The 12,078-nt window shown below is 54.0% G+C and carries 6 protein-coding genes, 2 tRNA genes and 3 rRNA genes; 2 read left to right on the forward strand and 9 right to left on the reverse strand.

From position 1 onward, the window contains the following. Positions 1-7: 7 nt before the first annotated feature. The 8 genes from ACMTA2_RS29625 to tyrS form a co-directional block, all read right to left on the reverse strand. Positions 8-757 (reverse strand): pantothenate kinase, encoded by a 750-nt coding sequence (locus tag ACMTA2_RS29625; RefSeq protein ID WP_413792898.1) that lies wholly within the window; start codon positions 755-757, stop codon positions 8-10. After that, positions 747-1,703, reverse strand: coding sequence for a bifunctional biotin--[acetyl-CoA-carboxylase] ligase/biotin operon repressor BirA (gene birA, locus ACMTA2_RS29630; protein ID WP_413792899.1), 957 nt, complete (start codon positions 1,701-1,703; stop codon positions 747-749). The genes ACMTA2_RS29625 and birA overlap by 11 nt, the downstream gene beginning before the upstream one ends. Before the next feature lie 133 nt (positions 1,704-1,836). Beyond that, positions 1,837-1,952, reverse strand: a 5S ribosomal RNA gene (rrf, locus tag ACMTA2_RS29635). Between the two features lie 157 nt (positions 1,953-2,109). Next, positions 2,110-5,001: ribosomal RNA gene (locus tag ACMTA2_RS29640) — 23S ribosomal RNA — on the reverse strand. Positions 5,002-5,246: 245 nt separating this feature from the next. Beyond that, positions 5,247-5,322 (reverse strand) — tRNA-Ala (locus ACMTA2_RS29645). Positions 5,323-5,332: 10 nt separating this feature from the next. Next, positions 5,333-5,409, reverse strand: a tRNA-Ile gene (locus ACMTA2_RS29650). A gap of 160 nt (positions 5,410-5,569) precedes the next feature. Further along, positions 5,570-7,106, reverse strand: a 16S ribosomal RNA gene (locus ACMTA2_RS29655). The 16S, 23S and 5S rRNA genes sit together here with 2 tRNA genes alongside, the layout of an rRNA operon. A gap of 561 nt (positions 7,107-7,667) precedes the next feature. Further along, positions 7,668-8,867, reverse strand: a complete 1,200-nt coding sequence (gene tyrS / locus ACMTA2_RS29660) for a tyrosine--tRNA ligase (RefSeq protein ID WP_413792900.1) — start codon at positions 8,865-8,867, stop codon at positions 7,668-7,670. A 212-nt stretch (positions 8,868-9,079) separates the two neighbouring features. Between tyrS and ACMTA2_RS29665 the strand changes: the two genes are divergently transcribed. Together ACMTA2_RS29665 and ACMTA2_RS29670 are read left to right on the forward strand one after the other, a co-directional pair. Continuing rightward, positions 9,080-10,498: a peptidoglycan DD-metalloendopeptidase family protein gene (locus tag ACMTA2_RS29665; protein WP_413795743.1), complete on the forward strand. Its 1,419-nt coding sequence runs from the start codon at positions 9,080-9,082 to the stop codon at positions 10,496-10,498. A 3-nt stretch (positions 10,499-10,501) separates the two neighbouring features. Further along, entirely contained in the window at positions 10,502-11,593 is a 1,092-nt protein-coding gene (locus ACMTA2_RS29670) for an anhydro-N-acetylmuramic acid kinase (protein WP_413792901.1), read from the forward strand. Between the two features lie 66 nt (positions 11,594-11,659). On the opposite strand, the gene erpA is transcribed toward ACMTA2_RS29670, so the two are convergent. Further along, positions 11,660-12,010, reverse strand: a complete 351-nt coding sequence (erpA, locus tag ACMTA2_RS29675; RefSeq protein ID WP_003177727.1) for an iron-sulfur cluster insertion protein ErpA — start codon at positions 12,008-12,010, stop codon at positions 11,660-11,662. Positions 12,011-12,078: the final 68 nt, after the last annotated feature.

A 12,078-nucleotide genomic window follows, 5' to 3' on the forward strand; every position in this document is an offset into this window, starting at 1 on the left:
AAAAACCTCAGGACAAAGGACACGCCATCGCCAAACCGACAAAAACCAGGTCAGGTACCACCTTGGCATCGGGAACGACCCCAGAAACCAGATTGGCGTCCCCGCCCGTAAGAAACACCACGAAATCTTTTCCCCAATATTGCCGCGCCAGTTCAAGCTGAGTCAGGACAAACCCCCTGAGCATTAGCATGCAACCGCGCTCCACCGCCTCGACAGTGGCACGACCTGGCGCAAGACTCTCATGAGCTCGCTCGGCAGCTATATCGTCATAGCGTATTTTTCGCGTGTGGGTACGCAACTGATTGCGCATCAGAGGCATACCAGGACAAATGAACCCTCCGAGATGCTCGCCATCCGCTGCTACGAAATCCGCCGTCACAGCAGTACCAAAATCAAGAACCAGGCACGCCCCCGAAGCGAGATGAAAACCACCAAGCAAGGCAAGCCACCGATCGAGGCCTAACCGCTCATAATCTTCGTAGCCATTTCTTACACCCGCCATCTCCCGGGCTGGCACGGCGCGAACGACCGACACCCCGAACACATCAACCAGCGAGGCGACCAACGCATCCGTCTCCGCCAGAGTTCTCACGCTAACAAGACGACACTTCTCCAGCTGGAATTTCTCGGCATCACTCAGGCTTGCCAACAAATCGTGGTCAGAGCCAACGACTCCACCTTCGACCGGCGTTACCCCGTCAGGGCGAAGAACACGCCATTTGATAAAGCTATTGCCGCAGTCGAGCTCAAGAATCATCACGCAACCTCAAACTGAGCTCACCGCCGCTAAAGTTTTTTTCCACACCATCTACCTTCAAACGCAGCGCACCCTGGTGATCAATGCCCAGCACAATGCCGTCGATTCTATTAACACCCGCAATCAGAGATACAGCCCGTCCCTGCCACAGATGGTATTGCTCCCATTCCGACTGGATCGCTGCAAACCCCGATGCATGATGAAGCGCCAGATATCGCTGTAGCGTCGCACCCAATCGTGCCACCAGCTCATTTCGATCGAAATCCCTGCCTGCCTCGAGGCGCATAGATGTCCATTGCTGATCAACCTCATCAGTCGCTTGCATGTTCACATTAATCCCAACACCCAGGACGACATGACAAACGTCTGCAGGATCCCCTACCAGCTCAAGCAGAATGCCAGCAATTTTTTTATTACCCACCAGGACATCATTCGGCCATTTCAGCCCGACCCCTGGGATGCCCATGTCGCGCAAGACATGCATGACCGCGAGCCCGACAACCAAGCTCAGGCCTTCAATCTGTCGCATCCCTCCATCAATGCGCAACACTAGGCTGTGATAGAGATTCTCTGCAAATGGACTGACCCACTTACGACCACGACGACCGCGCCCCGCGATCTGCCGCTCAGCCAAGACCAGGAACGGCGCAGCCGCGCCACGCTCGATGAAACGCAACGCCTCAGCGTTAGTGGAGTCGATAGAGTCAAATATATGGACAGGCCATGCATGGAGGCCTTTTGCGCAGATTTCTGCCGAATCCAAAAGCAACAGGGGCTTAGCCAACTGATATCCCCTACCTCGAACTTTATGAACAGACAATCCTAAATCCGCCTCCAAGTGCTGCAACTGCTTCCATACAGCACTACGGCTGATACCCAGTGCAACACCCAGCGCCTGCCCCGAATGGAAGCGACCGTCCTTCAGAAGTTTTAGCAACGTGAGCATGCGGACAGCGCCCTGATAATGAGGCCCGCATGATAGCCATGCGCAAGACAGTTGCATAGAAACACACAATGACTTTCCTGCGGACAAAACAAAACCCCTACCTGCGTCAGCAGATAGGGGTTTCGGAATTTAATCTTGACGATGACCTACTCTCACATGGGGAAACCCCACACTACCATCGGCGATGCATCGTTTCACTGCTGAGTTCGGGATGGGATCAGGTGGTTCCAATGCTCTATGGTCGTCAAGAAATTCGGTAGCCAGCGCGTGCCTTGCGGTCACGTTCCAGCGAATGGGTATGCGATAGTTTGTGTGTTGTCGCTGACGTTCTCGAACTTTCGGTTCGTTTCGTCTTCACACACCGCAATCTGGTCTCTTTCGAGTTCACAAATTGCTTGGGTGTTATATGGTCAAGCCTCACGGGCAATTAGTACAGGTTAGCTCAACGCCTCACAGCGCTTACACACCCTGCCTATCAACGTCGTAGTCTTCGACGGCCCTTCAGGGGACTCAAGGTCCCAGTGAGATCTCATCTTGAGGCAAGTTTCCCGCTTAGATGCTTTCAGCGGTTATCTTTTCCGAACATAGCTACCCGGCAATGCCACTGGCGTGACAACCGGAACACCAGAGGTTCGTCCACTCCGGTCCTCTCGTACTAGGAGCAGCCCCTCTCAAATCTCAAACGTCCACGGCAGATAGGGACCGAACTGTCTCACGACGTTCTAAACCCAGCTCGCGTACCACTTTAAATGGCGAACAGCCATACCCTTGGGACCGGCTTCAGCCCCAGGATGTGATGAGCCGACATCGAGGTGCCAAACACCGCCGTCGATATGAACTCTTGGGCGGTATCAGCCTGTTATCCCCGGAGTACCTTTTATCCGTTGAGCGATGGCCCTTCCATACAGAACCACCGGATCACTAAGACCTACTTTCGTACCTGCTCGACGTGTCTGTCTCGCAGTCAAGCGCGCTTTTGCCTTTATACTCTACGACCGATTTCCGACCGGTCTGAGCGCACCTTCGTACTCCTCCGTTACTCTTTAGGAGGAGACCGCCCCAGTCAAACTACCCACCATACACTGTCCTCGATCCGGATAACGGACCTGAGTTAGAACCTCAAAGTTGCCAGGGTGGTATTTCAAGGATGGCTCCACGCAGACTGGCGTCCACGCTTCAAAGCCTCCCACCTATCCTACACAAGCAAATTCAAAGTCCAGTGCAAAGCTATAGTAAAGGTTCACGGGGTCTTTCCGTCTAGCCGCGGATACACTGCATCTTCACAGCGATTTCAATTTCACTGAGTCTCGGGTGGAGACAGCGCCGCCATCGTTACGCCATTCGTGCAGGTCGGAACTTACCCGACAAGGAATTTCGCTACCTTAGGACCGTTATAGTTACGGCCGCCGTTTACCGGGGCTTCGATCAAGAGCTTCGCGTTAGCTAACCCCATCAATTAACCTTCCGGCACCGGGCAGGCGTCACACCCTATACGTCCACTTTCGTGTTTGCAGAGTGCTGTGTTTTTAATAAACAGTCGCAGCGGCCTGGTATCTTCGACCGGCGTGGGCTTACGCAGCAAGTGCTTCACCCTCACCGGCGCACCTTCTCCCGAAGTTACGGTGCCATTTTGCCTAGTTCCTTCACCCGAGTTCTCTCAAGCGCCTTGGTATTCTCTACCCAACCACCTGTGTCGGTTTGGGGTACGGTTCCTGGTTACCTGAAGCTTAGAAGCTTTTCTTGGAAGCATGGCATCAACCACTTCGTCACCCAAAGGGTAACTCGTCATCAGCTCTCGGCCTTGAAACCCCGGATTTACCTAAGATTTCAGCCTACCACCTTAAACTTGGACAACCAACGCCAAGCTGGCCTAGCCTTCTCCGTCCCTCCATCGCAATAACCAGAAGTACAGGAATATTAACCTGTTTTCCATCGACTACGCTTTTCAGCCTCGCCTTAGGGACCGACTAACCCTGCGTCGATTAACGTTGCGCAGGAAACCTTGGTCTTTCGGCGTGGGTGTTTTTCACACCCATTGTCGTTACTCATGTCAGCATTCGCACTTCTGATACCTCCAGCAAGCTTCTCAACTCACCTTCACAGGCTTACAGAACGCTCCTCTACCGCATCACTTACGTGATACCCGTAGCTTCGGTGTATGGTTTGAGCCCCGTTACATCTTCCGCGCAGGCCGACTCGACTAGTGAGCTATTACGCTTTCTTTAAAGGGTGGCTGCTTCTAAGCCAACCTCCTAGCTGTCTAAGCCTTCCCACATCGTTTCCCACTTAACCATAACTTTGGGACCTTAGCTGACGGTCTGGGTTGTTTCCCTTTTCACGACGGACGTTAGCACCCGCCGTGTGTCTCCCATGCTCGGCACTTGTAGGTATTCGGAGTTTGCATCGGTTTGGTAAGTCGGGATGACCCCCTAGCCGAAACAGTGCTCTACCCCCTACAGTGATACATGAGGCGCTACCTAAATAGCTTTCGAGGAGAACCAGCTATCTCCGAGCTTGATTAGCCTTTCACTCCGATCCACAGGTCATCCGCTAACTTTTCAACGGTAGTCGGTTCGGTCCTCCAGTCAGTGTTACCTAACCTTCAACCTGCCCATGGATAGATCGCCCGGTTTCGGGTCTATTCCCAGCGACTAGACGCCCTATTAAGACTCGCTTTCGCTACGCCTCCCCTATTCGGTTAAGCTCGCCACTGAAAATAAGTCGCTGACCCATTATACAAAAGGTACGCAGTCACCCAACAAAGTGGGCTCCCACTGCTTGTACGCATACGGTTTCAGGATCTATTTCACTCCCCTCTCCGGGGTTCTTTTCGCCTTTCCCTCACGGTACTAGTTCACTATCGGTCAGTCAGTAGTATTTAGCCTTGGAGGATGGTCCCCCCATATTCAGACAAAGTTTCTCGTGCTCCGTCCTACTCGATTTCACTTCTAAGATCCTTTCGCGTACAGGGCTATCACCCACTATGGCCGCACTTTCCAGAGCGTTCCGCTAAAATCAAAGAAGCTTAAGGGCTAGTCCCCGTTCGCTCGCCACTACTAAGGGAATCTCGGTTGATTTCTTTTCCTCAGGGTACTTAGATGTTTCAGTTCCCCTGGTTCGCTTCTTGCACCTATGTATTCAGTACAAGATAACCATCTTATGATGGCTGGGTTCCCCCATTCAGACATCTCCGGATCACAGTCTGTTTGCCGACTCCCCGAAGCTTTTCGCAGGCTACCACGTCTTTCATCGCCTCTGACTGCCAAGGCATCCACCGTATGCGCTTCTTCACTTGACCATATAACCCCAAGCAATCTGGTTATACTGTGAAGACGACATTCGCCGAAAATTCGATCTTGCTCAACGAGCAACTCACAAATTTTACCTTAGCCTGATCCGTTACCAGTGAAAGTAACGTTCAGTCTATCTTTCTATCACATACCCAAATTTTTAAAGAACGAACTAGTCAAAGACTAGAAATCAACATTCACCATCGAACCGATGGAATGCTCATTTCTAAGCTTTATACAATCGAAGCAGTAGTGGTGGAGCCAAGCGGGATCGAACCGCTGACCTCCTGCGTGCAAGGCAGGCGCTCTCCCAGCTGAGCTATGGCCCCATAACAAAATTGGTGGGTCTGGGCAGATTCGAACTGCCGACCTCACCCTTATCAGGGGTGCGCTCTAACCAACTGAGCTACAGACCCAATTTCGAGCTACTAAGGCCGACCTCACCCTGCTCTTTACCACAGAGCATGGGGTGCGCTCTAACCAACCAAGCCACAACCCTTTTGGCTGCTTCTTTCGTCTTCTTCAATGAATCAAGCAATTCGTGTGGGAGCTCATGGAGCAGCTGCGGTCGTCGATTAAGGAGGTGATCCAGCCGCAGGTTCCCCTACGGCTACCTTGTTACGACTTCACCCCAGTCATGAATCACACCGTGGTAACCGTCCTCCCGAAGGTTAGACTAGCTACTTCTGGTGCAACCCACTCCCATGGTGTGACGGGCGGTGTGTACAAGGCCCGGGAACGTATTCACCGCGACATTCTGATTCGCGATTACTAGCGATTCCGACTTCACGCAGTCGAGTTGCAGACTGCGATCCGGACTACGATCGGTTTTGTGGGATTAGCTCCACCTCGCGGCTTGGCAACCCTCTGTACCGACCATTGTAGCACGTGTGTAGCCCAGGCCGTAAGGGCCATGATGACTTGACGTCATCCCCACCTTCCTCCGGTTTGTCACCGGCAGTCTCCTTAGAGTGCCCACCATAACGTGCTGGTAACTAAGGACAAGGGTTGCGCTCGTTACGGGACTTAACCCAACATCTCACGACACGAGCTGACGACAGCCATGCAGCACCTGTCTCAATGCTCCCGAAGGCACCAATCCATCTCTGGAAAGTTCATTGGATGTCAAGGCCTGGTAAGGTTCTTCGCGTTGCTTCGAATTAAACCACATGCTCCACCGCTTGTGCGGGCCCCCGTCAATTCATTTGAGTTTTAACCTTGCGGCCGTACTCCCCAGGCGGTCAACTTAATGCGTTAGCTGCGCCACTAAGAGCTCAAGGCTCCCAACGGCTAGTTGACATCGTTTACGGCGTGGACTACCAGGGTATCTAATCCTGTTTGCTCCCCACGCTTTCGCACCTCAGTGTCAGTATCAGTCCAGGTGGTCGCCTTCGCCACTGGTGTTCCTTCCTATATCTACGCATTTCACCGCTACACAGGAAATTCCACCACCCTCTACCATACTCTAGCTCGACAGTTTTGAATGCAGTTCCCAGGTTGAGCCCGGGGCTTTCACATCCAACTTAACGAACCACCTACGCGCGCTTTACGCCCAGTAATTCCGATTAACGCTTGCACCCTCTGTATTACCGCGGCTGCTGGCACAGAGTTAGCCGGTGCTTATTCTGTCGGTAACGTCAAAATTGCAGAGTATTAATCTACAACCCTTCCTCCCAACTTAAAGTGCTTTACAATCCGAAGACCTTCTTCACACACGCGGCATGGCTGGATCAGGCTTTCGCCCATTGTCCAATATTCCCCACTGCTGCCTCCCGTAGGAGTCTGGACCGTGTCTCAGTTCCAGTGTGACTGATCATCCTCTCAGACCAGTTACGGATCGTCGCCTTGGTGAGCCATTACCCCACCAACTAGCTAATCCGACCTAGGCTCATCTGATAGCGCAAGGCCCGAAGGTCCCCTGCTTTCTCCCGTAGGACGTATGCGGTATTAGCGTCCGTTTCCGAGCGTTATCCCCCACTACCAGGCAGATTCCTAGGCATTACTCACCCGTCCGCCGCTCTCAAGAGGTGCAAGCACCTCTCTACCGCTCGACTTGCATGTGTTAGGCCTGCCGCCAGCGTTCAATCTGAGCCATGATCAAACTCTTCAGTTCAAACATCTTTGGGTTTTGAGAAAACCCTAAACTTGGCTCAGCAATCGTTGGTTACATCTTTGATTTCTCGCGGAGTAACTTGTGATGCTGATAATCTGTTGACTAGCAGTCTGACTCCACAAGCACCCACACGAATTGCTTGATTCAGTTGTTAAAGAGCGGTTGGTTGATTCTTTCGTCTCAACCGAGGCGCGCATTCTACAGCGCCCCGTGCATCTGTCAAGCGGTTATTTTAAGAAGTTTTCAAAGTTTCGCTTCGTAAACCTCAACAACTTCAACCACTTGCGCTTCCGATCTCTCGTTAGCGGGAGGCGAATTCTACAGCGTTACTCGCTGCTGTCAACACCTCTTTTTCACCGCTTTCGACCGAGAAGATCGAACCGCCGATAGAGCCAAACCACACCGCTCTATCCGCTCCTTCCAGACTTCGATGAACTGAAGCCCTGCACCTTCGAAACCTACTTAACTCATTGAATCTCAAGGAGTTTTCCGTTTCGGCTGCGCCGGAAGTGGGGCGAATTATAGACGTCCAGAATCTGCCGTCAACACTTAATTTCAGCTTTATTCAGATTTAAGCGTAATACGCGCGAAAGCCTTCTTGCCGGCCTGACATACATGAGTAGAACCCACCTCATATATATAGGTGCGATCCACAACCTCACCATCTACACGCACACCACCCGACCCCAGGAGATCTCGCGCCACCGCAGCATTCTTGACCAGGCCTGCTTTATTAAGGACTGCCGCAATCGGCATAGCCTCGGCAGCCGCCAGCTCGATCTCCGGCAGATCATCCGGCAGCTCACCATCCTTCATACGATTACCCGCCGCACGATGAGCATTGGCCGCAGCCTCCTCACCATGGAATCGAGCAACAATCTCTTCAGCCAGCTTGATCTTGATGTCTCGCGGATTGGCCCCCGCCTCGACATCGGCACGGAACGCATTGATCTCATCCATGGACCGGAAACTCAGCAGCTCAAAGTAACGCCACATCAGCACATCAGGAATGGAGACCAGTTTGCTGTACATGACGCCTGGCGCTTCCTGAATACCTACGTAGTTGCCCAGCGACTTGGACATCTTCTTCACGCCATCCAGACCTTCCAGCAATGGCATGGTCAGAATGCACTGCGCCTCCTGACCATAGCCACGCTGCAACTCACGCCCCATCAACAGGTTGAACTTCTGGTCAGTACCGCCGAGCTCAACGTCCGCGCGCAACGCGACCGAGTCATAACCCTGAACAAGTGGATAGAGGAACTCATGAATGGCGATCGGCTGGTTGGATTTATAGCGCTTGTCGAAGTCATCGCGCTCGAGCATGCGAGCCACGGTGTACTGGGACGTCAGGCGAATGAAATCCGCCGGCCCCATCTGATCCATCCAGGTAGAGTTGAAAGCAACCTCGGTCTTGGCCGGATCAAGAATCTTGAACACCTGCGTCTTGTAGGTCTCGGCGTTATCGAGAACCTGCTCACGGGTCAGTGGTGGACGCGTAGCACTCTTCCCACTCGGATCACCGATCATGCCGGTGAAATCCCCTATAAGGAAGATGACCTGATGTCCCAGCTCCTGGAACTGACGCAGCTTATTAATAAGCACGGTATGACCCAGGTGAAGATCGGGTGCCGTCGGATCGAAACCGGCCTTGATACGCAGCGGCTGCCCGCGCTTGAGCTTTTCGACCAGCTCGGACTCGACCAACAGTTCTTCCGCACCACGTTTGATCAGCGCTAGCTGCTCTTCAACCGACTTCATAACAGACCCGTAAGGCTCAGATTCAAAGGGCCCCAACCATACAAGATCGCGCACCAAATACAAGGTTTGCCAAGCGCAAGGGCGCCAATCCACAGAACAGAGCGTTCGCGGGCTTGCTTCGCGGGGGTTTTGGTTATATTTTATACAGTTATTTCATCTTCATCATGTCATTCATCTTTTCCAATTCATTTTTTCAAAAGTCAAAATTACTTATGACCACAGAACCGTCTAAAGCGCCGCCGCTTTACCCAAAGACCCACCTGCTTGCCGCCAGTGGCATCGCAGCCCTCCTCAGCCTGGCGCTCCTGGTGTTTCCTTCCAGCGATGTTGAAGCCAAAAAGACGACTCTGAGTCTTGAACTGGAAAGCCCTGCTGAACAACTGACACAAGAACAAGACGCCGCCGAAGCCGTTCAAGCCACAAACGAACCGGCCGCCTCTCCTTTTGCGCAGATTGAAAACAGCCCGGAAGACACTGCAAAGAGCGCCGCCCAGGCCGAATCCCCGGTTGCGCAAGAAAAGAAGGGCCCGGACCATCGCGAAGTGATTGTTGCCAAGGGCGACACACTCTCCAGCCTCTTCGAAAAAGTAGGCCTACCCTCGACGTCGGTCCACGAAATCCTGGCCAGCGACAAGCAAGCCAAGCAATTCGCTCAACTGCAACGTGGCCAGAAACTCGAATTCGAACTCAGCCCGGACGGACAGCTGACCAATCTGCACACCAAGCTGAGCGACCTGGAAAGCATCACCCTGACCAAAAATGACAAGGGCTATGCATTCAACCGCGTCACCACCAAACCTACCACGCGCTCAGCCTACGTCCATGGCGTTATCAACAGCTCGTTGTCTCAGTCGGCTGCCCGCGCAGGCCTTTCCCATAGCCTGACCATGGATATGGCCAGCGTATTCGGCTACGACATCGACTTCGCCCAGGACATTCGCCAAGGTGACGAATTTGACGTTATCTATGAGCAGAAAGTGGTCAATGGCAAGAGCGTCGGCAATGGCCCGATTCTTTCTGCACGCTTCACCAACCGTGGCAAGACGTACACCGCGGTGCGTTACACCAACAAGCAAGGCAACAGCAGCTACTACACCGCCGACGGCAACAGCATGCGCAAGGCATTCATCCGTACACCGGTTGATTTTGCTCGCATCAGCTCGAAGTTCTCCGCCGGTCGCAAGCATCCGATCCTGAACAAGATTCGCGCTCATAAAGGTGTCGACTACGCCGCCCCCCGCGGCACGCCCATCAAAGCCGCCGGCGACGGAAAGGTGTTGTTGGCAGGACGACGTGGCGGTTATGGCAATACCGTGATCATCCAGCACGGCAATACCTACCGCACGCTATACGGGCACATGCAGGGCTTCGCCAAAGGCGTGAAGACTGGCGGCACTGTCAAGCAAGGCCAGGTTATCGGATACATCGGCACCACCGGCCTGTCCACCGGCCCGCACTTGCACTATGAATTCCAGGTCAATGGCGTTCACGTCGATCCGCTTGGCCAGAAGTTGCCAATGGCCGATCCGATTGCCAAGGGCGAGCGCGCGCGCTTCCTGGCACAAAGCCAACCCTTGATGGCTCGCATGGATCAAGAGAAAGCCACCATGCTGGCCTCGAGCAAGCGCTAAGCCATGGCGCTCTATATCGGTGTGATGTCCGGGACCAGCCTGGATGGCTTGGATATCGCACTGATAGAACTGGCCCCGGCGATCAAATTGATCGCAACCCACTACATCCCCATGCCCGCCAGCCTGCGCGCCGAACTGCTCGGATTGTGCAGCAGCGGGCACGATGAGATCGCCCGCTCCGCCATTGCCCAGCAAAGTTGGGTGAGGTTGGCCGCACAGGGTATCCATACCCTGCTCAACGAACAGAAACTTCAGCCTGAAGACATCACGGCAGTTGGCAGCCACGGCCAGACCATTCGACATGAACCGGCCCGTGGATTTACCGTGCAAATCGGCAATCCGGCACTGTTGAGCGAATTGACCGGGATCACCGTCGTCGGCGATTTCCGCAGCCGGGATGTCGCCGCGGGTGGACAAGGCGCTCCACTGGTCCCGGCGTTTCACGAAGCCCTGTTCGAAGAACGGGTCGGTAATCGTGCCGTGCTGAATGTCGGCGGCTTCAGCAATCTCAGCCTGATAGCGCCCGCACAACCCGTGGCCGGTTTCGACTGCGGTCCAGGCAACGTACTGCTCGATGCCTGGATACACCAACAACGAGGCGAGCATTTCGATCGCGACGGCCAATGGGCTGCCAGCGGGAAGGTCGAACCAGTTCTACTCAAGACGCTGCTCAGCGACCCCTTCTTCATCACCAAGGGGCCGAAAAGTACCGGGCGCGAAGTATTCAACCTGCCTTGGTTGATACAGCATTTGTCGCAGTTGCCAGCCTTCGCCCCGGAAGACGTACAGGCAACGTTGCTCGAACTGACCGCCCTGACTATCGTCGAATCCCTTCAACATGCCCAGCCCAATACTCAAGAGTTGCTGGTCTGTGGCGGCGGCGCGCACAACCAGACGCTCATGCAGCGCTTGGCTGACTTGCTGCCGGATGCCAAAGTCAGCAGTACGGCGGTGTACGGCGTAGACCCGGATTGGGTTGAAGCCATGGCTTTCGCCTGGCTTGCCCATTGTTGCCTTGAAGGCATTCCAGGCAACCGCCCAAGTGTCACCGGTGCACGCGGGCTGCGGGTACTCGGCGCCATCTACCCAGCCTGAACCCAATAATGACGGACAAAAAAAACCGCAGGGCCCTAAGGCACTGCGGCTTTTTTATTGAAGCACTCAGATCGAGAACGAAGAACCGCACCCACAAGTCGTGGTCGCATTCGGGTTCTTGATCACGAAACGCGACCCTTCCAGACCTTCCTGATAATCCACCTCGGCACCAGCCAGGTACTGGAAGCTCATCGGATCGACCACCAGGCTGACCCCTTCGCGCTCGACGATGGTGTCATCTTCGGCCACTTCTTCATCGAAAGTGAACCCATATTGGAAACCGGAACAACCGCCGCCCGTTACAAATACGCGCAGCTTCAAACGATCATTGCCCTCTTCATCGACCAGGCTCTTCACCTTGTGCGCAGCACCGTGGGTGAATTGCAAAGCCGTGGGGGTGAAGGTTTCGACGCTCATGCTGAATATCTCCCGGCGCTTACGCCGCCATAATGCGTGATGGCGGGCATTATCCGCTTCTCCTAGAA

Source organism: Pseudomonas medicaginis, assembly GCF_965119365.1.
GTDB lineage: Bacteria > Pseudomonadota > Gammaproteobacteria > Pseudomonadales > Pseudomonadaceae > Aquipseudomonas.